The sequence below is a fragment of the Polynucleobacter sp. SHI8 genome, from assembly GCF_027944005.1.
GTDB lineage: Bacteria > Pseudomonadota > Gammaproteobacteria > Burkholderiales > Burkholderiaceae > Polynucleobacter.
Genome location: NZ_AP027204.1, coordinates 2,463,648 through 2,485,290 on the forward strand (window position 1 = coordinate 2,463,648; position 21,643 = coordinate 2,485,290).

18 protein-coding genes and 1 pseudogene are annotated in these 21,643 nt (G+C 38.9%); 5 read left to right on the forward strand and 14 right to left on the reverse strand.

The features are described from left to right. Window positions 1–36 precede the first annotated feature (36 nt). The 6 genes from QMN06_RS12405 to QMN06_RS12430 are packed head-to-tail and all read right to left on the reverse strand — an operon-like array spanning window position 37 to window position 7,685. Window positions 37–2,277: an ATP-binding protein gene (locus QMN06_RS12405; protein WP_281970438.1), complete on the reverse strand. Its 2,241-nt coding sequence runs from the start codon at window positions 2,275–2,277 to the stop codon at window positions 37–39. Next, a complete protein-coding gene (locus tag QMN06_RS12410; protein ID WP_281970439.1) occupies window positions 2,277–2,855 on the reverse strand; it encodes a DUF4390 domain-containing protein in 579 nt (192 codons plus the stop codon). Before QMN06_RS12410 ends, QMN06_RS12405 begins: the two co-directional genes overlap by 1 nt. Further along, a complete protein-coding gene (rsmB, locus tag QMN06_RS12415; protein WP_281970441.1) occupies window positions 2,852–4,162 on the reverse strand; it encodes a 16S rRNA (cytosine(967)-C(5))-methyltransferase RsmB in 1,311 nt (436 codons plus the stop codon). Before rsmB ends, QMN06_RS12410 begins: the two co-directional genes overlap by 4 nt. Further along, a complete protein-coding gene (htpX, locus tag QMN06_RS12420; protein ID WP_281970442.1) occupies window positions 4,162–5,016 on the reverse strand; it encodes a zinc metalloprotease HtpX in 855 nt (284 codons plus the stop codon). Before htpX ends, rsmB begins: the two co-directional genes overlap by 1 nt. 60 nt (window positions 5,017–5,076) lie before the next feature. Next, a complete protein-coding gene (fmt, locus tag QMN06_RS12425) occupies window positions 5,077–6,066 on the reverse strand; it encodes a methionyl-tRNA formyltransferase (protein ID WP_281970443.1) in 990 nt (329 codons plus the stop codon). Then, window positions 6,063–7,685, reverse strand: a complete 1,623-nt coding sequence (locus QMN06_RS12430; protein WP_281970444.1) for a glycosyltransferase family 39 protein — start codon at window positions 7,683–7,685, stop codon at window positions 6,063–6,065. The genes fmt and QMN06_RS12430 overlap by 4 nt, the downstream gene beginning before the upstream one ends. A 65-nt stretch (window positions 7,686–7,750) precedes the next feature. On the opposite strand from QMN06_RS12430, the gene QMN06_RS12435 reads away from it, so the two are divergent. The 3 genes from QMN06_RS12435 to QMN06_RS12445 are packed head-to-tail and all read left to right on the forward strand — an operon-like array spanning window position 7,751 to window position 9,888. Next, window positions 7,751–8,716, forward strand: coding sequence for a glycosyltransferase family 2 protein (locus tag QMN06_RS12435; RefSeq protein ID WP_281970445.1), 966 nt, complete (start codon window positions 7,751–7,753; stop codon window positions 8,714–8,716). Continuing rightward, complete coding sequence (locus QMN06_RS12440; protein WP_281970446.1) at window positions 8,691–9,092, forward strand: GtrA family protein; 402 nt, start codon at window positions 8,691–8,693, stop codon at window positions 9,090–9,092. The genes QMN06_RS12435 and QMN06_RS12440 overlap by 26 nt, the downstream gene beginning before the upstream one ends. A 1-nt stretch (window position 9,093) precedes the next feature. Continuing rightward, window positions 9,094–9,888: a ChbG/HpnK family deacetylase gene (locus QMN06_RS12445; protein ID WP_281970447.1), complete on the forward strand. Its 795-nt coding sequence runs from the start codon at window positions 9,094–9,096 to the stop codon at window positions 9,886–9,888. Between the two features lie 16 nt (window positions 9,889–9,904). On the opposite strand, the gene def is transcribed toward QMN06_RS12445, so the two are convergent. After that, window positions 9,905–10,405 (reverse strand): peptide deformylase, encoded by a 501-nt coding sequence (gene def / locus QMN06_RS12450; RefSeq protein ID WP_281970448.1) that lies wholly within the window; start codon window positions 10,403–10,405, stop codon window positions 9,905–9,907. A gap of 234 nt (window positions 10,406–10,639) precedes the next feature. On the opposite strand from def, the gene QMN06_RS12455 reads away from it, so the two are divergent. Further along, the gene (locus tag QMN06_RS12455) at window positions 10,640–13,294 is read left to right on the forward strand and encodes a DNA topoisomerase III (protein WP_281970449.1); all 2,655 of its coding nucleotides are present in this window, start codon (window positions 10,640–10,642) and stop codon (window positions 13,292–13,294) included. Window positions 13,295–13,314: 20 nt separating this feature from the next. On the opposite strand, the pseudogene QMN06_RS12460 reads toward QMN06_RS12455, so the two are convergent. Next, window positions 13,315–14,367: pseudogene (locus tag QMN06_RS12460) on the reverse strand (FAD-dependent oxidoreductase); the annotation flags it as partial. A gap of 45 nt (window positions 14,368–14,412) precedes the next feature. On the opposite strand from QMN06_RS12460, the gene QMN06_RS12465 reads away from it, so the two are divergent. Then, the gene (locus tag QMN06_RS12465) at window positions 14,413–15,597 is read left to right on the forward strand and encodes a M23 family metallopeptidase (RefSeq protein ID WP_281970450.1); all 1,185 of its coding nucleotides are present in this window, start codon (window positions 14,413–14,415) and stop codon (window positions 15,595–15,597) included. Here QMN06_RS12465 and QMN06_RS12470 read toward each other — a convergent pair. The 6 genes from QMN06_RS12470 to rpmH form a co-directional block, all read right to left on the reverse strand. Further along, window positions 15,586–17,451 carry a phosphoenolpyruvate carboxykinase (GTP) gene (locus QMN06_RS12470; protein WP_281970451.1) on the reverse strand — a complete coding sequence of 622 codons (1,866 nt, stop codon included), beginning with the start codon at window positions 17,449–17,451 and terminating at the stop codon, window positions 15,586–15,588. The genes QMN06_RS12465 and QMN06_RS12470 overlap by 12 nt on opposite strands. 105 nt (window positions 17,452–17,556) lie before the next feature. Next, window positions 17,557–18,927: a tRNA uridine-5-carboxymethylaminomethyl(34) synthesis GTPase MnmE gene (gene mnmE / locus QMN06_RS12475; RefSeq protein ID WP_281970452.1), complete on the reverse strand. Its 1,371-nt coding sequence runs from the start codon at window positions 18,925–18,927 to the stop codon at window positions 17,557–17,559. A 6-nt stretch (window positions 18,928–18,933) separates the two neighbouring features. Continuing rightward, window positions 18,934–20,625, reverse strand: a complete 1,692-nt coding sequence (yidC, locus tag QMN06_RS12480) for a membrane protein insertase YidC (RefSeq protein WP_281970453.1) — start codon at window positions 20,623–20,625, stop codon at window positions 18,934–18,936. Between the two features lie 51 nt (window positions 20,626–20,676). Continuing rightward, on the reverse strand, window positions 20,677–20,907 hold the full coding sequence (gene yidD, locus QMN06_RS12485; RefSeq protein ID WP_281970454.1) for a membrane protein insertion efficiency factor YidD: 231 nt from the start codon (window positions 20,905–20,907) through the stop codon (window positions 20,677–20,679). 4 nt (window positions 20,908–20,911) lie between these two features. Further along, window positions 20,912–21,262 carry a ribonuclease P protein component gene (gene rnpA, locus QMN06_RS12490; protein WP_281970455.1) on the reverse strand — a complete coding sequence of 117 codons (351 nt, stop codon included), beginning with the start codon at window positions 21,260–21,262 and terminating at the stop codon, window positions 20,912–20,914. Window positions 21,263–21,331: 69 nt separating this feature from the next. Continuing rightward, window positions 21,332–21,466 (reverse strand): 50S ribosomal protein L34, encoded by a 135-nt coding sequence (rpmH, locus tag QMN06_RS12495; protein ID WP_281970456.1) that lies wholly within the window; start codon window positions 21,464–21,466, stop codon window positions 21,332–21,334. Window positions 21,467–21,643 lie beyond the last annotated feature (177 nt).

Here is a 21,643-nt window from a genome sequence, read left to right on the forward strand (position 1 = left end):
TCCTATAAACTAATTTTAATATCTATTACTAGATTTTTATGCCAAACGCTCAAACAGTATTGAAATCCTTGCACCTCGGATAACAGTTTCCCTCATACGATTTTTAAGTTCAATTCTTGCGCCATGTTCATCTATGATTTTTTTAACAACAGCTAATCCCAGGCCCGTGCCCTTTGCTTTTGATGTAACGTATGGTTCAAATGCTCTTGATAAGATTCTGGGAGAAAACCCAGGGCCATTATCTGCAACTGAAAGCCTAACTAATTTTTCCGTTTGGTTCACTAAGCCAACATAGTTTACCGTTTCCGTCCGAATTTGAATCTCAGGCTCTGAATGAATTTCAGTTGCTGCATCTATCGAATTTTGCAAAATGTTATGGATTACCTGACGAAGCTGAGTTGGGTCTCCTAAAATTTCGGGGGCCGCAGGATCAAGTTTTAGCTCTATATGAGTACCTTCATATAAACCCAAGATATCTTGAATCAAGGTATTTAAATTAACTGGCAACATATTAGGTGAGGGTTTTTTACCAAAATCTCTAAAGTTATTGACCATGGTTTTCATGGCTTGAACTTGAGTTATGATGGTTGTGGTTCCCTTGGCAACGATATCCTCTTGCTCCTCTGTCATTTTTCCAGTAAGTTTTTGATAAATACGTTCTGCTGATAATTGAATTGGCGTTAATGGATTCTTAATTTCATGAGCCAATCGCTGGGCAACCTCTCCCCAAGCAATTGAACGTTGAGCAGCAATAACTTCCGTAATGTCATCAAAAACAATAATGTATTGCTTGCCAGCTAACTCTGTTCCTCTAGCTAATAAGATAGGGGAAACACTGTCTTGATCCTTTGAGTTGTCATATAAATAAATCTGACGCTGCCAAGATCTTTCACCAGTTGATAAGTTGTTGGGGTCTAAGGGAGCTTGTTCATCTGAGCCAACTGAAACTTGATTTGTTTTAAAGGAGTCTTTAATGGTAGTTTCAAAATAGAGAAGTTGTGGATAATAACTTAAAGGTTTTCCAATCAACTGGTTTAAGTCTTTTTCTAAAATTCTTTTTGCCCCTTCATTTGCAACCACCAGTCGAAAACTTGCATCAAGAACACAAACCCCAGCAGTTAAATTGGCTAAAACCGATTCTGAAAAATCTTTTGACTGCTGTAAAGACATTCTGGCATCGGATAACTGCTTGGTCATATTGTTAAATTGCCGAGTTAACATCCCCAATTCATCAGGGGTATTCATTTGTGGCTTTGGAGATAAATCACCCTGAGCAACGGCTTGAGTTCCTCGAAGCAACATCAGTAGGGGTCTTGCTAACTGCCGCCCTAAAATCAAAGCTAACAAAATAGCAATGAAAAGAGCCAAAAACATGGTTAGTGTCAAAGACCCTATATACATTTTCTTTAAGCCTAATCTGCTTAATGATTTTTCTTGATAATCACGATATGCTTTTTGAACAATTTTTGCGCTTTCAACAAGTGTTGGGTCTAATTTTTTAGTTATCTTTAAAATGCGCTGATTAGTTAAAAGATAGAATGCATTTAGCTGATATGCTTCTGCTTCTGGTGAACTTCCCACTTCTTCAATAGAAGAAACCTGATTATTTTTTTTAAGCTCATATAGTAATTCTTGTGACATTACGGTTTCTTGTATCTCCTGAAGTCCACAATTAACACTAAAAAACTCTCTACTTGATGCATCAATAATTGAAATTTGATCTGTTGGAATCGTTGGGCATAAATCTTTTAACTCTTGGTTCGATTTAATCTTTGTCAATTGTTGATTGGTGGCAAGTTTATTGCCAACAACCAAAAACTCATGTTGTGATATTTCAAAGGAATTACGACCCAGTTGCAGACCTGACTCCAGTGCGGACTCCACATTCACATCAAACCAACTTTCAATACTTCGGCCAACAAACTGTAATGACACAGAATATAAAATTGCACCCGGTAAGACCCCTACTAAGCCAAAAATCATGGCCAACTTTGCAATTAATTTAGTGCCAAAAAAACCCTGGCGCCACCGAATGGTTAAGGTAATAATTAGTCCAATAGTCACTAGTAAAAGACCAATACCAACAATAATATTGATCGAATATAGCCAAACAAAGTATTGACTTAAGAACTTGGCATCAGCACTAATTCCAGTTAGCAATCCCAACAATAAGACTGCCAATATAAATACCAAAATCAAAAAGGCCGTGAGCTCTTTTTTTATTCCATACTGTCCAGAAATCATACTTTCTGGATAGGTAATTAATGGTTCATTCATTATTTACCTATGGGTTTATATTTGGGAGTAAATGAAAACTGGTGCCATTCACTCGCCAAATTCCATTCGCGAGCATTTAATGCATTAATTTGAAAAGGCTTGGGGAGCTGACTCAAATCTAACCGCATACGAATTGCTGCATCATATTGGCGACCATTATCCAAAGCAGATAGTTCCGCAACCTGCCAACCAGCAATTGCCCCAACCTGTATCAAAGCCTCTTCTAAAGAGTTCGCGGAAAGAGTTAATGCGCCCACATTAACGCGATATTGTTGTGTTAAAGGTTGAAATGAAAGCTTAATTTTTTTTATTGCCGTGATTGGCTTTTCCTCAAACCAATACCACCTTCCTCTAGTCACATTAAATTCAGTAAGGAAATGAAAAGTTATGCCTTTTTTAACTGCATCACTCAAGTCTGAAGGTAGTTCTATTTGATATGAAGCGTTAATCACCCATGCCTGTTCAACTGGCTCCACTTGAAGCTGTCTCAGCTTAATTCCTTCAGCATACGCTAAACCTGAGCAAATTGACCCTAGAATTAACAGGCAAATGACGAAGAGTTTTTTACAGTGCTTCATCTTTTCTTTTGTAACATTCCATAATAAAAACCATCATGCCACTCGTCTGGCAAAAGTTGTCCAAGACACTCTAATCGTAATGCATCTTTGAGATTTTCAGCAAACCACTCTAGTTGTAATTGGCCTTCTTGCGGGAATATAGAACAAGTCACAAATACTAATCTACCACCTGGCTTTAATAATTCCCATAATTCCACAATAATTTTACGTTGTAGGTCTTGAAGTTGTGAAATATCTGCACTGCGCCGCAAATACAAAATATCTGGATGGCGCCGAATAATGCCAGTTGCTGAGCAAGGAACGTCAGCTAATATAGCGTCATAATATTTGCCACTCCACCAGGAGGAGGCATGTGTAGCATCCCCGATAAGGAGGTTTGCTTGCAGTTGGAGTCGAGATAAATTTTCTTGCACTCTTTGCATTCGATCTTCATCAATTTCAAGAACATCTAGATTAATATTTGCAAGCTCTAGTAAATGCGATGCCTTCCCACCAGGTGCGCTACATGCATCTAATATGTATTCCTCATTGACTGGAGATATCAAATACGCCGCGATTTGCGCCCCTAAATCTTGCACGCTTAATAATCCCTCTTTAAATCCCGGCAACAATTGCACAGGCATGGAATTTTGCAAAGCAATTGCATATGGAGCAACTTTTTGCCATTTTTGTGGAATTTCTAATATAGGAATATCGGCATCATTTAATAAAGATATGTATTCCAGTTTAGATATTTTTTTTGAGTTCACCCTTAAGAACATTTTTGCAGGCTTCAAATTTGCTTCTAATATTGGTGCTAACTGTGCAGGGTATGCTCGTTTTAGATGTTTTACCCACCAAGATGGATATTGAGCCTCTAAAACATCAATTTCTAATGCTTGCGGATTTTCAATTACTCTTCTTAAAACTGCATTTATCAGACCTTTTGCATGTCTTGTTTTTAATGATTTTTGTGCGGCATTCACTGTTTCATTAACTAATGTGTAAGCGGTATATTGGTTTTGAGATTCTTTTAATAAAGTGCTAATAGCAATTACAAATAGATCCTCTACTTCAGGATCTATCTCTTTATGCAGAAATTGCTTTAGTGCTTGAAGAATTTTAGGTTTATTGCGAAGCGCTTCAAACGTTAAGCTTTGAGCGGCTGACCTATTTTCACTCGGGGGTGATTCTAGTGCTTGTGTTAAGGATATTCCTTCTCGAACTTGATCAAGTAAATGGGCCGAAAGAAGTATGGTTTCACAAAGGTTACTTCCTGCAGCCTTATGAGTTAATTTGATAGTGGTCTCTGTTATTTTGCTTTGCACTATGTTGGGTATGTTCCTGTCTTCGACATTTCTACTAAGTTATTTACTCTTACTTCAGTTGCGGGATGTGTAGAAAACAAACCTCGCAATCCTCCACCAGACAATGGATTCATTATCATCATGTGTGCCACTGCTGGATGAGTTTCAACGCGATCAAATGGCACTCCCTGCACGGTGCTTTCAATTTTTTTCAGGGCGGATGCAAGTGCCAATGGGTCTTCTGAAATTTGTGAACCTACGCGATCTGCCTCATATTCCCTTGCCCTTGAAATAGTCATTTGTATCAAACTCGCTGCAAGAGGCGCTAAAAAAACGAGTAAAAAACTCATTGGATGATTACCTCCCTCTCTATTTCTGCCACCTGAGAACATCGCAAAATTGGCTAAGCTTGCAATCGCACCAGCCATCGTTGCAGCGATTGTTGAAAGGAGAATATCTCTATTTTTAATATGCGCAAGTTCATGCGCCATGACACCTCGAAGTTCTCTTTCATTCAATATATTCATAATGCCTGAAGTGGCTGCGACTGCGGCATTTTCCGGGTTTCTTCCTGTAGCAAAAGCATTTGGTGCATTTTCATCAATTAAATATACTTTGGGCATGGGTAAGCCTGCCTTTTGTGATAATTCTTTTATTAAGTTGTAATAAGCAGGAAAACTTTGTTCATCGACTTGTCTGGCGCCAAACATTTTCAAAACCATTTTGTCAGAATTCCAGTAACTAAAGAAATTCATACCAACTGCCATCATCAAGGCTAAGAGCATACCTTGGGGACCACCTAGTGCGCCACCAACGTAGACAAATAATGCGGTAATAGCCGCCATTAGAATTGCTGTTTTAGTTAAATTAAACATGAACCATCTCCATATAAATAATCATATTTTTTATCATATAGTCCAAATGTAAAAATTGATTCATTGAAAAATTTGACCTGGTTTTAATTGCATATTTTTAACAAATTGACTAGCACTCATTCTTTTTGATCCTGCCTTTTGAACTTCTAATAGTCTTACAACACCTTGATTTCCAGCAACACTAATACCAAAGTCATCTACCTCCAGTATTTCTCCTGGTTGGGATGTTTGATGGTTATTCCATCGATGAGAAATATTTTCTGATAGCCATATTTTGATGATTTCTTGGTTTAGGGTTGTAAATGCTCCTGGTGATGGGTTCAAAGCTCTTATTTGCCGATCAATTTGATTGGCCTCTTGTCCCCACTCAATTCTTGCCTCTTCTTTTTTGATTTTTTCGGCATAGGTAATTCCGACCGAGTTTTGCTCTAATAATACAAATTTTTCTTTTTTGGCTAATTTATCTAAAACCTCTATCAAAACTCGGGAACCCTGAGAAGCTAATCGATCGTGTAATGTGCCTGTAGTATCAAGACTTTGAATCTGCATTGTCTCTTGCGCAATGATTGGTCCAGTATCTAGGCCCTGCGCCATTTTCATAATACAGGTACCAGTTTGTTCATCTCCCGCCCAAATCGCACGATGGATTGGCGCAGCCCCGCGCCAACGCGGCAATAACGAGGCATGCACATTGATGCAACCTATGTCATTTTTTGTCTCTACCAAATTTAACAACCATGTTGGAAGTATGAGTCCATAAGCCGCAACAATCATGACATCAAAATCTAAACTCTCAATTTGCTTTTTGGCATTCAGCGCTTCAGTGCTATATGCCCCATCTAGCTTGAGGGATGTTGGTTGAAGTATAGGTATATCCATGTGTAACGCTTTTTGCTTGACGAGGCTTGGCAAAACCTTTAACCCGCGTCCAGATGCCCTATCAGGTTGTGTCATCACGGCAACCACTTGGTGAGTTGATTTTTCTAATGCTTCTAAGATAATGGCCGCAAACTCTGGCGTACCCGCAAAAACAATCTTTAACTGATTCATGATGGCTTATAAGGCAAGATCGCCCATTGTATTTGTAAGGGCGGGGCACCCTCTTTAATCGTCCATGGAATAGACTCTATCCCTTTTACTGGCGCCAAGTCAAACATGTGTTGCACCTCTTTACTTGGAGGATGACCTAGGTGCCTTTTCTTATCATTTGATTTTGGACCTTGATCAATCAATATCAATGCGACTTGTTGCTTATCTTTTTCTGTCATCCAAGGTGACATTAAATCATTGGCATTGATCCATGGTTTTATGTCTTTTCCCTGATGAACTGGGTCATGAACAACCATGTGCCCAATAATCCAAGTATCTCCAACCACTAAGCCTATCGGTTTTCCATCGGTTAGTTCAGGGTGCTCTAACCATCTCTGTTGTATCACTTTGGCCATTTCTTGACTTGGAAAACTGGCTCTTCCTTGCTTACCAATATAACTTGCTCCCGGACCAGTCAAAATACCAAAACCTAATGCAAAGATGATGTGTCCTGCGATAACGACTCGTGTCACGCGCCGCATATCTAAAGTGTCATTTGCATATACCCATGAAATAAAACCAACAATAATAAAGAAAGTAACTGCCCACTTTGCTTCAATATTTTGGTTAAACAACATGCCAATACCAACCGCTGTTAAGCAAGGCCCAAGCCCTAAAAAAATTAAAAATAACCGGTCTTCAGAAGACACTTTTGACCACCACGAAGGGTTTAAGGCTGACGTATTTGGTTGCAGCTTAGATTGTTTACATAGGTAATAAATGTACCCAACGACGATGAAACAAGGTAGCAGTCGATAAACTTGCGTAAGTAAAAAGTCTACGAAAAGATCAATGACTCGATCCCCAAAAGAGGTAGGTACACTCATGAGTTGCGATGCGTAATAGATAGGGCCTTGTCCCAGCAGACTTTGTTGATACAACCAATGTAAGTGTGGCGCTGCAACAAAGACAAAAACACCGAAGGCGATTAAAACTCCAATCCAGGCTTTTTGCCACCGCCACCGACTTGCTGTAAGAAAATGGCCCCCTAAAACCGCAATCTGGATGACCACACTATATTTAGAAATAAGTGCGAGTCCCATCATCATGCCAAAAAGGGCCCACCAGACATAATATGTTTTTTGAAAACGATTATTTCGTTCTTGCTCCCAAGCTCTGTAATAGAAATAATACATAGCAGCGATGGACCATAATTGCATTGCATTATGGTTATAGTCGCCACCCCGTATGGTGTAATAAATCAGTGGAGAGGTTGCCAAAACGGCCAAAACACCTAAATCTTCGGGGCTTTTAACTTTTGCTTGAATTGCTACACGGACATATAGCAGATACGAAATCCATTGTGCTGAGGCAACACAAATCAAACCCAACGCATAGGGCAGCCAAACCACCTTACCAAAAATCATCGTCAGTGGATACAAAACCCAAGATGGCAATGGTGGATGTTTTTGATAGCCCATTTCGAAACTATTCGCCCAGACTAATTCCTCCATATTGTCCCACTCTGGGGCTTGGCGAAAGATCATAAAGGTACAAAACCAAATCATGCCAATCATTAAACAAATTGGAAGAATGGGTACTTGCTGATAATGAAGACGACGATGAAGATTAGATATCAAAAAGTTTGTTCTTTAATTAAGTATGAATTGTTCTCTGATTATAAAATTACAGTTAAACTTTAGGTATGTCTACACTTGTTAATCGACCTAACAATTTCAGTTTATCTATTGTTGTTCCTGCATACAACGAATCTTCGAATTTGACTCAGTTTGTTGAGGCTTTAAAGCTGGCACTAGCTAGTATTACACCACGATACGAAATATTAATCATTAATGATGGTAGTAAGGACAATACCCATGAAATTGCCGATGAGCTAGCAAACCAACCAGGGGTTCGATATCTTGAATTTTCTAGAAATTTTGGTAAAGAGGCGGCTCTTTCTTGTGGAATCGATTACGCAAGGGGTGATGCTGTATTGCTAATCGATGCGGATTTTCAGCACCCACTATCCAAACTGGATGAAATGTCTCAATTATGGCTTTCTGGCTATGACATGGTCTATGGTGTCATTATCAATCGCCACAACGAAGCTCTTTTAAAGCGTATGGGTACCCGCTTCTTTTACTCACTGATGAGTGCTGGGGCGGATGTTCCTATCCCTGAAAATGCAGGAGACTTTCGTTGGTTGGACAAAAAGGTGGTTGAGGCTATAAGAGCACTCCCAGAGCGTAACCGATTTATGAAAGGCATTTATGCTTGGGTTGGATTTAAATCGGTTGCAATACCCTTTGTGCCTTCCGATCGTCTTAGTGGAACCTCAAGCTTTCGCTTGAGAAATTTAATTAAACTGGCATTATCTGGCCTGACTTCTTTTAGTACTTTGCCACTTAGAGTCTGGACCTTTGTCGGTGTATTAATATCGATTATGGCGATTACCTATGGTTTTTACGTAGTCTTCGATACATTAGTTAACGGCAATCCTACAAGTGGATGGCCAACGATCACTGTTGCTTTGATGTTATTTTCTGGCGTGCAACTTCTCTCCATCGGTATTTTAGGTGAATATATTGGGCGTATCTTTACCGAGGTCAAGCAAAGGCCCCTGTATCTCATATCTAAAGACCATGACAATAGTCAGCTTGATCGATAAATTACCTCAAAGTATTAAATTTGTGATGGTAGGAGGTGTTGCTGCCTGCGTCCATTTTTTGGTGGTCATTCTTTTCGTTGAACTCTTCAATTTGAACCCATTAATTGCGAATATCATTGCATTTTTGACGGCCTTTTGTGTTAGCTTCAGTGGGCAAAGATTATTTACCTTTGCAAGCAGTAACAAATCAATCAAAGATTCTTTATTGCCCTATTTTTTAATATCTCTCACTAGCTTTGTTTGCAATGAATTATTGCTAAGCTTTGCCATGTATGTGTTGAACTTACCCTATCAAATAGCACTTTTTAGTGTTTTAATCATTGTAGCCGTGGGTACTTATTTCAGTAGTAAACGTTGGGCGTTTGCCAAATCTTAATATGAAAATCTCAATCTGCGCAGATGATATTGGTCAAGATCCTGCTATCACTGAGGGTTGTTTGCATTTATTTGAATTAAAGCGAATCAGCCAAATCAGCGTTTTATCTCAAAGCCCTTATGTTGCACAAGATGCTCCATCCATTATTTTGGCTAGAAGTCAGGGACTTCAAGTCGGTTTGCACTTTAATCTAACCCTACCGTTTGGCAATCCTCCGTTGAACATGCCTCTAAATCAATTGATTTTGATGAGCCAACTTCGATTGTTGTCAGCTGAAAAAATTCAGCAATCTTTTGATTCACAATTAAAAACCTTTGAGGATATTTTTCAGTTTAAACCTGACTTTATTGATGGTCATCAACATGTTCATCAATTTCCACAAATCAGAGAGGTATTAATTACTCAAATACTTCAGCATTACTCAGATGCACTGCCCTGGATAAGGTCCACCTTATTACCAAGTCATACAACTCATTTACCGCAGGCATTTAAATGTCATTTACTCAATGTTTTGGGTGGGTCTACTTTTTACCAGCTTTTGAAGCAAAACAAACTATCTTGTAATAATGGCTTTTTAGGTGTCTATGGCTTTAACGCACCTGATGTGAGCTCGTATAGGACCCTTATGTTGCATTGGTTGTCTTTTGCACAAGAAGATACTCTATTGATGTGCCATCCAGCAAATCAAATGGTGTCTAACGATGGGATTGGTAAACAGCGACCCATTGAATTTAACTATTTAAAATCTAAACAATTTTTAGATGATTTAAGTCTCCATCAATGCCGTGTTTTTTGAAATAGAAAAATTTGTTTTATGGATGAAAACGCTTTTTCATTTTTCCTTTAATTCTTGCTCGTTTTAAAGGTGATAAGTACTCCACAAAAACCTTACCTACTAAGTGATCCATCTCATGTTGAATGCAAACGGATAAGATACCCTCTGCTTCAACCTCAAAGAACTCCCCTTTTATATTCTGAGCTCGTACCTTGACTCGATCAGGTCGAGTCACTTCGTCAAAATACTCCGGTACAGATAAACATCCTTCACGCCAACTCTTTTTCTCTTCACTAGCCCAAATAACTTCGGGATTAATAAAAACCTGCAATTCATCACGACTATCTGAGATATCAATCACAATAATATTTTCAAGAATATTGACTTGAGTTGCTGCTAAACCAATTCCAGGAGCTTCGTACATCGTTTCGCTCATATCGGCAACTTTCAACTCTAGTTGCTTGTCAAAATGAATGACTTTTTTAGCGATTTTATGTAATCGAGGGTCAGGATAACAAAGGATTTCTAATTGGGCCATATAGGTAATTGTTTTAAATTATTCGTTCTGTAAATATTCTAAAGTATGTGTGACTGAATAAGTAAAGGACTTTGGAACCAACATTATACTTTTTTATTTAAATAAAATCATTGTAAAACAGTAACTTATAAATTTAAGCGTGCATTTATTAGAATCTTGTGTTTAAAATTCAACACGAAATCTTTTTCTTCAGGTAATAATAAAAAAAGAAAATCATAAATTAAGGTAAAAATAGTGGCAAAAAAATCAGCCTCATTGAATCAGGAACCAGGTAATCTAAAAACCCTCGTTATTGCAGAAAAGCCTTCTGTCGCCTCCGACATTGCGAAAGCATTGGGCGGCTTCACAAAGCATGATGATTTTTTTGAGCGTGATGATTTTATTATCTCTTCGGCTGTTGGACATTTATTAGAAATTGCGGCTCCCGATGAATATGAAGTTAAACGGGGAAAATGGTCTTTTAATAATTTGCCTGTTATTCCGCCTCGTTTTGATCTAAGACCTATTGTTAAAACCGAGAGCCGTTTAAAAGTTTTACAAAAGTTAATTAAACGAAAAGATGTCTCTAAATTAATTAATGCCTGTGATGCTGGACGTGAAGGTGAGCTTATTTTTCGCCTCATCGCTCAACAAGCAAAAGCAACTCAACCTATCGAGCGCTTATGGTTGCAGTCGATGACTCCCAACTCAATTAGAGATGGCTTTGCAAAACTTCGGTCTGATCATGATATGATGCCTTTGTCCGACGCCGCAAGATGCCGTTCGGAAGCTGACTGGCTAGTTGGTATAAATGGCACCCGCGCAATGACTGCGTTTAATAGTAAAAGTGGTGGATTTTTCTTAACTACGGTTGGTCGAGTTCAAACCCCAACTTTGTCGATTGTTGTTGAGCGCGAAGAATTAATTAGACGCTTTATTTCACGCGATTACTGGGAAGTTAAAGCGGAGTTTATTTGTGCCAAAGGGGTTTATGAAGGTCGATGGTTCGATCCTGAGTTTAAAAAGTCCTCGAAAAATCTCAATAATGATCCCGAACTTCGTGAAAGCAGAATATGGAGTGAGGCACAAGCTCAAAGCATTGTTGTTGCTTGTCAAAATAAATCTGGATCCGTGCAAGAGGACTCAAAACCGTCTAGTCAACAAGCACCCCAACTATTTGATTTAACTAGTCTGCAAAGAGAGGCGAATGCTCGTTTTGGTTTTTCTGCAAAAAATACTCTTGGTTTAGCACAAGCGCTCTATGAGCGTCATAAGATTCTCACTTATCCAAGAACTGACTCGCGTGCTTTACCCGAGGACTACATCAGCACCGTCAAAGAAACTATTGAACAACTTGGTGAGTCGGTTCCCAACTACACGGTCTTTGCTCAACAAATTAAAAATAATCAATGGGTAAAGCCGAATAAAAAGATATTTGATAACTCTAAAATTTCAGATCACTTTGCGATTATTCCTACTCTTCAAGCCCCACCCAAAACACTTTCTGAGCCAGAACAAAAGCTCTATGACCTAGTTGTTAGAAGATTTTTAGCAATCTTTTATCCACCTGCAGAGTTTATGTTGACAACACGTATTACAACCGTCAGTGGCATGAACTTCAAGACGGAGGGTAAAGTGTTGGTTGAGCCTGGTTGGCTTTCTGTGTATGGTAAATCGAATCAAGATGATAAAGAATTAATCGCTGTGGCTATTGATGAAAAAGTGAAAGCAGATTCTGTCAATGTTCATGCCTTAAAAACTAAGCCGCCTGCACGATACTCTGAAGCAACGCTTTTATCTGCGATGGAAGGTGCCGGTAAGCTTGTTGAAGAAGATGAATTTCGAGAAGCGATGGCAGATAAGGGTTTAGGCACACCAGCCACCAGAGCATCTATTATTGAAGGTCTCTTATTTGAAAAATATATGGTTCGTGAAGGTAGGGAATTAATACCTACTGCAAAAGCGTTTCAATTGATGACTCTTTTACGGGGGCTTGGAATTGAAGAGCTCACCCAACCAGCATTAACCGGTGGCTGGGAGTTTCAACTATCCCAAATGGAAAAGGGGCTCATTAAGCGCGAATCTTTTATGCAAGAAATTGCCCAAATGACACAGCGTATGGTCAAGCGTGCCAAGGAGTTTGATAGTGACACCATTCCCGGTGACTACATTACTCTTTCTACTCCATGCCCACATTGTGGTGGTCCTGTTAAAGAGAACTATCGACGTTTTGCTTGTGAAAAATGTGGATTTTCAATGAGCAAAATTCCTGGTGGTAAGGCTCTTGAATATGTCGAGGCAGAGGAATTACTGAGGAATAAAAGTGTTGGTCCCTTACAAGGTTTTAGAAGCAAAATGGGGCGTCCTTTTGCCGCAATCATCATCTTAAAACCAATACCCTTGGATGATAAGGACTATCCAAACGCTGGCTATAAACTTGAATTTGATTTTGGTAACAGTGATGAGGATAATCTTGAGCCTGTTGACTTTTCAGCGCAAACAGCTCTTGGTGTGTGTCCAAAATGTTCTGGCGCTGTTTACGAACATGGCATGAAATACATCTGCGAACATAGCGTTGGCCCCAATAAACATTGTGACTTCAATACGGGCAAAGTTATTCTTCAACAAGAAATAAATGAAGAGCAAGTAAAAAAACTCTTGGATACTGGAAAAACAGATTTATTGACGAACTTCAAATCTCAAAGAACTGGAAGGATTTTTAAAGCTTATTTAGTCCGTCAAGAATCTGGCAAAATTGGCTTTGAATTTGAGGCACGAGTACCTAAAGCTCCAGCTAAGAAGCGAGCAGGATTAACTGAGGATGCAACTTCTGCTGAGAGTAAAGCAGAAGCACCAGCCAAGAAACCTGCTCGTAAACGAACTGCACCAGCTAAGAAAGCCTCTACATAGGCGCGAACCAGCGGCGCAGCTAACGCAGACCACAATACGCCTCTAGAGCCGTAGCAGCAAGCCACAAATAGTCCCGGATGATTTTCTATCGGACCTATCAGGGGCAATCTATCTTTTGATGCACTTCTTATTCCGACAAAAGAGGAAACAGGTACCATTTCTTCTAAAAGTGAGTGATCACACCCAATTAAATGCAATCCTTTTTTAGCATTCTCCAAGTCACTTTGACTCCATGGACTTTGATCTGCACTATCTTCGTCATAACTTGAGCCGATTTCCCATGTCCAATCGTTGTTGCTGGTTGAGTGGGCAGGTAAGCAATAACCATCTCCTCTTAAAGCTGCTTTGGGTAAATAAGGCACTAATTCGCTATCCTTATGTATGAAGAATTTGCTTAGTTGCCCCCTGACGGGTCGGACCGGTAAATCGATCTGTAGACTTTTTAACAGTTTTTGTACACCTAAACCATTCGCTAAAACAATCATTGGCGCGGAACAAATCAAAGCATCATCTTCCGCGTACGCCCACCATGTCTTTGCAAAATAACTGATTTTGGCAATGTTGTAATCCCAATATTGCCCCTCTTTGTTAAGGTAGGCTATTTCTTGCTGGCAAATTCGAGGGAGACTATAAATTGCAGCCGTCTCGTACCAAATTCCTGGATAACCAACATGGGCCTTTGATTTTGCTTCATTTTCACTGATGACTTTTAATATTTGCTCATCATATTGCATTTCATGAATCAATTCTTTAAGTTGTCTCGTACCGGTTTCATCTAAATCTTGAATTGGCTCAAATGCATTTCTGAATAATTGAGCATTTTGCCATTTTTCATTTGAAATTTGATTTGCTAATTGGGTAAAACGTTGTAATTTCGAAATCTTCTTGCCAACTTGAGGGTGTGCTAAAGCTGTTTCATGAGCAGAGGTTTCTCTTGCAGGACCGCTCCGTTGATCTACAATTCCAACAGACAAACCTGCTCTACAAAGTTCGCCAGCAATCGTGGAGCCGGCTATACCGGCTCCAACAACAATCACCTGATGATGCGTGTTCAATGTATTCTTATTTTTCATCTCAAAAAGATATAATTTAGTAATGGTCTACAACGATAGGATGCAATGCTAGACAAAGTTATTCCTGATGATGATGCTAACCAATATTTTTCCATTCGAAAAAAACACTTTTTCATCTGGTTGTTGATATTGCTTATCTGTGTCGGTGTTGCTATCAGATATCTATTTTTACATGGTTTTTACATGGGCTTTGTCCCACCCCCTGAGCCTCCCCCTCCTTTAAGTCAAGAATTAATATCTCGATTTAATCAATTAGAAGACAAATTAAACAAAACGATTGGTGATGTAAATGAGGTTTACAACTTCAAAGAAAAGCTTGAAAAGCAGTTACCCCCCAACAACAAGTCTTCTAAATCAAAGGACAATAAAGGTGGTAAGTACTTACCTTTGGATAAGTTTAATTTGGCAAATGAGGGTTATGAGCCAAACAATTCCTTTAAAAAAATTGAGGTCGCTATAGAGCAAATTAATGAGGAAGTACCCTTGTTAAAACTTCAGATTTCCTCATCTATTCTTTTCCAAACTAATTTACCGGAGGGCGTTCCAGTCATTGGTAAGTATATGTTCAGTAGTGGCTTTGGTGAGCGCATTGACCCCTTTACATCACAACCGTCATTTCACCCTGGTATTGATATTACTAGCGAACTAGGCACCCCGGTTGTCGCTGCTGCGAAGGGGAAAGTTACAAAGATCAATCAAAAAAATGATAGTACTGGCTACGGAAATTACATTGAAATCACTCATGCCAACAAAATTTCTACTTTGTATGGGCATCTTTCAGAAATTTTAGTAAAAGAAAACCAAGTCCTTCAAAAGGGTGAGATTATTGGTCTAGTTGGAGATACTGGTCGTTCAACCGGTCCTCATCTTCACTTTGAGGTTCAGGTGGAAGGAAAAGCTGTAGATCCTATGGCAATCATTTCTCCGATAGCCATGAAACCTAACCCACTTTCACTTAGCTCAATTAATGCAGAGATGAAAACTAAATGTGCGCCTCTATTGGCCATAGTCAAAGATGAGACTGCCATTAAATATAAGGAATGTTTAGCCAATAAGGGTAAAAATATTAAAGAAAGCTTATTGGCCCTGCAAAATGACAGCCCGTTAACGAAAAAGCAAGACCGAGTGAAACTCCAAGATGACTGTACTTATGTTGATAATGAAATGAAGTTACAGACAATCCAATCTGCAAAGTGTCTAAATAAACTCTCTTCAGAATCAAGCCAATAAGTTTTCTAATTTGACCTTAGTTTCTCTTAATACCGGTGGTAAACCATAGGCAAGTTGGTCAAATAATTCATCATGTAACTTGAGTTCTTCACGCCAAGACTCTTTATCCACAGAAATGACTTGATTAAATTGCTCTTCAGAAAATTCAATGCCCTGCCAATTAATGTCTTGATAATTCGGTGAGTATCCAAAAATATTTTCTTGGGCTTGAGAGGATTGGTTAACACGACCTAAAATCCATGCGAGGACGCGCATGTTTTCGCCGTAACCAGGCCATACAAACTTGCCATCATCATTTTTTCTAAACCAATTAACACAAAATATTTTTGGTAAAACTGCATTAGCTTTCGTCAGTTTTTCACCGAGGTTTAACCAATGTTGGAAATATTCACTCATGTTATAACCAGCAAAAGGCAACATTGCGAATGGGTCACGACGCACGACCCCTGTTTTTCCAGTAGCAGCGGCTGTTGTTTCAGACCCCATTGTGGCCGCCATATAGACACCCTCAATCCAATCTCTAGATTCCGTTACAAGCGGCACAGTCGTTGATCTTCTTCCACCAAAAATAAAGGCATCAATAGGAACACCTTCAGGATCATTCCACTGCGCATCGCATGCCGGATTATTGATGGCCGCAACAGTAAATCTTGCATTTGGATGTGCTGCTTTTCTTCCTGCGGCTCCGTCTGCTGGAGTCCAGTCTTTACCTTGCCAATCAATTAAATGAGCAGGGGCTTCTTTTGTCATACCCTCCCACCAGACATCACCATCATCTGTTAATGCAACATTGGTAAAGATCACATCTTCATTTAATGAAGACATACAATTCGGATTAGTAATTGTGTTGGTGCCTGGAGCTACTCCAAATAAGCCTGCCTCAGGGTTAATAGCAAATAAACGAATCTTACCTGTTGTTGGATCTACTCGTGGTTTAATCCACGCAATATCATCGCCAATCGTAGTAACCTTCCAGCCATTAAATCCTGCAGGTGGTATTAACATAGCAAAGTTTGTTTTTCCACATGCAGATGGGAAAGCCGCGGCAACATGAGATTTTTTCCCCTCCGGAGAGGTCACTCCCAAAATTAACATGTGTTCCGCATTCCAACCTTCATCACGCCCCATAACTGAAGCAATGCGTAAGGCAAAACATTTTTTTCCTAATAGTGCATTACCGCCATATCCAGAACCAAATGACCAAATTTCTCTAGTTTCTGGATAGTGCACAATATATTTAGTTGGATTACATGGCCAAACAACGTCTTTTTCACCTTGAGTTAATGGTTTACCAACTGAGTGAACGCAAGGGACAAACTCGCCCTCATTGCCTAAAACATCAAATACGGCTTTACCCATACGGGTCATGATTTTCATATTCACCACGACAAATGGGCTATCCGTTAGCTCTACGCCAATATGCGCAATGGGTGAGCCCAATGGTCCCATAGAAAAGGGCACTACGTACATGGTTCTACCACGCATACTTCCTGCCATCAAACCATTCATGGTTTGACGCATTTCGATGGGATCAATCCAATTATTCGTGGGTCCAGCTTGCTCCTTTTTAGGCCAACAAATGAATGTTCTGTCCTCTACGCGAGCAACGTCAGTTGGATCTGAACAAGCCCAGTAAGAATTTTTTCTTTTAGCAGGATTTAATTTTTTCATTGTCCCTGCATCAACCATCTTCTGACACAGGCGATCATATTCTTCAGTAGAGCCATCACACCAATAAATTTGATCTGGTTGTGTTAATTGAGCGATTTGTTGAACCCAAGCTATTAGTTTTTGATGTTTGATGTAGTCAGGTGTGTTTAAGTTGATTTCGGCTGTATTTATATTTGTTGTCATATAGAAGTGGGCAGGTTTATTTAAAATATCTATCATTTTCGCATTTTTTTTATATTTTTCTTGTTGCACTGCAACGAAGACTTTTCATCTGCGTGAAAAACCTTATTATTTACCGATACAAAATGAACTAAAGATTTTTCCCAATAACTCATCGGGGAGTAATTTACCCGTAATTTCACCTAACTCGTCTTGTGCTAAACGTAACTCTTCTGCAAATAATTCCAAACTTGCATTACCTAGAGATAAATACCTATGTGCCTCAAGAACGTGGTTAAGCGCTAAATTTAGTGAGTCTAAATGCCTTTGCCTCGCTAAGATAACGTTATCAGAGTGTTTTTCCCACCCTAGAGCATTCAACAATTGTTCTTTTAAATTTTCTATTCCGTCACCAGTTTTTGCTGATATGTATAGTCGCTCTTCATCACGAACTTTAACTTGGTCTTTTTTATTCCATACCTCTATTAGATGTGTAGATTTTTGATGGTCTAACTTTAATGCCGTGTATATTTCTTGCAGAAGTAAATTACTATCAGCTTGATCTATCTTGGAGGCATCTCTTAAAAATAAAATAATATCTGCCTCTCCTATGGCAGACCATGATCTCTCAATGCCCATTTTTTCAACCTCATCGTGACTCTCCCTAAGGCCTGCGGTATCGATGATATGGAGAGGGATACCATCTAGGTATATTTCCTCTCTTATTCGATCACGGGTTGTACCGGCGATTGGTGTAACAATTGCTATATCTTGTTGTGCTAATTGGTTTAACAAGGAGCTTTTACCCACATTGGGCGCCCCAGCCAATACCACGAGTGCGCCATTTTTTAATAGCGCTCCCTGTTGAGAGTCATGTAAAACAGTTTTCAAAGTGTCATGAATATCCTGCCATTGCTTAGAAGCATTCGCGTTTTCTAAAAACTCTATTTCCTCCTCAGGAAAATCTAAGGTTGCTTCTACCAACATTCTTAAATGTGTCAGTTGCTCGACCAAATCATCGATTTTTTTGGAAAAGACGCCACTTAAAGATCGATTCGCGCTCTTAATCGCCGCAATGGAGTTTGCATCAATCAAATCGGCAATTGCCTCGGCCTGAGCTAAATCAATTTTATTATTTAAAAACGCTCGTTCACTGAACTCTCCTGGTTTAGCCAAACGCAATCGCAAGCTTTGTCCAAGTTCGATAAATCGTTGAATCACTAGATTCATGACCAGAACCCCACCGTGACCATGAAACTCTATGACGTCTTCACCAGTGAAAGAATGTGGTGCAGGAAAATAAGTCAATAAGCCCTGATCAATGGACTGATGGTTTTCATCTCTTAAATGAATTAGATTTGCAAATCTTGGAGTTATTGACTTATCGAATAACTTCCTTAATAAAGGATTTAACCCCTCACCAGAGATCCGCACGACCCCAATACCAGCCTTACCTACTGCTGTTGCTTGAGCAATGATAGGGTCGCGTTTAGCTTGCATTCCTTTTTACGGTTTTTTTGTACCAAACATTTTATTAATCTGCCACTGCTGGGCAATCGATAAAACATTATTCACGATGTAATACAAAACAAGTCCCGATGGGAAAAAGAAAAACATGAGTGAGAAGGCGAGAGGCATATATAACATGACTTTTGCTTGAATTGGATCTGGCGGTGTTGGATTGAGTTTGGTTTGAATAAACATGGATACGGCCATAATAATTGGCAGTATCCCAATTGGAATACTTAATCCGACTAAGTCACTTAATAAGGTGTCTGGTTTTGATAAGTCATGTATCCAGCCCAACCAAGGAGCCCCGCGCATCTCAACGCTCAGTAACAAAACCCAATACAGCGAGATAAACACTGGTATTTGAATTAATACAGGCAAGCAACCACCTAATGGGTTAATTTTTTCTTGCTTATACATTGCCATCATTGCTTGATTGAGCTTTTGTGGATCATTCTTATACTGTTCTTTCATTTGCAACAAACGTGGTTGCACTTCCTTCATTCGCGCCATAGACTTATAGCTAGCTGCAGAAAGGGGGAAGAAGATGATTTTTATAAAAATCGTTAGGATGATAATTGCCCATCCCCAGTTTTGGACCACTTGATGTATTTGCATCAGTACCCAAAATAACGGTTTAGCAATTATTGTTAAATATCCATAGTCTTTAATTAAATCAAAACCCGGAGCAACCTGATGGAGAAGTGCATCTTCTTCTGGCCCTACAAATAATTTTGTTTCTTGACTTAAACTGGTTCCTGGGGCAATTGCCGATAAGGCCGATTTAACACCTACACGATATAAGTTGTTATCTAACTTATCAAAATAAACCTCTCTAATACTTTCAGGGTTTGGGATCCATGCGGTTGCAAAGTAGTGTTGTACCATTGCAATCCAACCTGACTCACCCGCTTCTTGTGCTTGTGGTAATTTAACTTTTTTCTTCTCTATATCGCTGAAATCAACTTCTTTATATTTTTCTTTATCTGTATAAATTGCCGGTCCAGTAAAGGTGCTATAAAACTGACTTTCAACAACAACATTACTATCCTTAACTAGCTCTGCGTACAAGAATGGACTAATTGGGTTTGCAGTTTGGTTGGTGATTTTGTTTTCTACTTTAACAACATAACTATTAGGTTCTAAGGTATATTTTTTCTCTAATGTAACGCCATTTTTAGTTGATGAAAATATGACTTGCTGTTCATTTTGAATAACTTTTTCAAGAAATATATCATTGTGATTGGGTAGCTCTAAACCGACCGTTGTTAAGCCACTTCTTGCCAAATATGTACTTTGTTTTTCTGTATTAAATAGTACGACCGGTTGTTTATTTTCAGTATGCTTTTTCAATATAGCATGCGTAATTGTTCCACCCTTAGTACTAATCTCAACCTCTAATAAATCATTTTTTAAGGTCAATGTTTTGCTTGGCGTGTTTTGTGCTATTTCAGCAGGGCTAGTTGGGGCGTCTAATACTTTAGCCTTAGCATCTACCACTTGTGGAACCGCCGATAGGCTTGCGTTTGTAGAGTCTTGCTTCGGCGCATTGGCTGTATTTGGATTTGAAGCTTGGGGCGGAGCAAACAATGGCAATGGATTTTGACCATTGGAAATTTGATAGTTATTAAACAACATGATTCCTGAAACAGAAAACACGACCCACAACAAGGTTTTTCTAATATCCATTTTTTACCAGTTTTTTAAATTATTTCAAATGTAGATTGTAGTGCCTTCACATCACAATTTATGTTTATGGTTTTTTGGAACTGGGTCATATCCCCCAGAGCTCCACGGAGCACATCGCAAAATTCGTTTTAATCCTAAATACAACCCTTTAATCACCCCATGAATATTAATTGCTTCCAACATATATTCAGAGCAGGATGGTGAAAATCTACAATGGTTGCCTAGTATTGGACTAATTAAATACTGATATCCTCGAATCATATAGACAAATAGGATTTTCATTGGCTTATTTAACCTGAAAATGTTCGATTAACTCTTGTCGGATCTGTTTTCTTTCAAACTCCCTTAGTTTCTTTTTTGTTTTTTTCCCAATGGGCGTGTGAAGTTTTACAACAATGTCTGTTGGCTGTTTGATAAGGGCATTTCTAAATATTTCCCTAATTAAGCGTTTAATGCGATTTCGATCAACCGCTCGTTTAGCATTTTTTTTAGGTATTGCTAAACCAATTCTTGAAACATCCAAATCATTTATCTTTTTATGAAAAGATAAATGCTGCGTATTTATACTTTTGTTTTTTAATGTACGTGAAATATCTTCAGATTGTTGAAGAATATTTTTTTTTGACAATTTTGGCATGAACGAATCATCTCGCTGATTGACGTCCAAACTCTTTGAAAGAGAGGTGTTAATGACACCTCATCCAACTTAGACGGCTAAACGTTTACGGCCCTTAGAACGACGAGCATTAAGAACTTGACGACCACCTCTAGTTTTCATGCGAACACGAAAGCCATGGGTGCGTTTACGACGTGTTACTGATGGTTGATAAGTACGTTTCATTTTCTACAATCACTCATTACTGGATAACCTTCTATTTTCCATGAAATATTTATTCTAGTCAATACAATATTTTGATTTGTCATAATGTAAGAACGCAAAAGATTTAATTCTTTAGTTTTAAGTTTAACTAACTGATTTAAATGCATATATATAAGTTATCCACAACTTATCCACAGT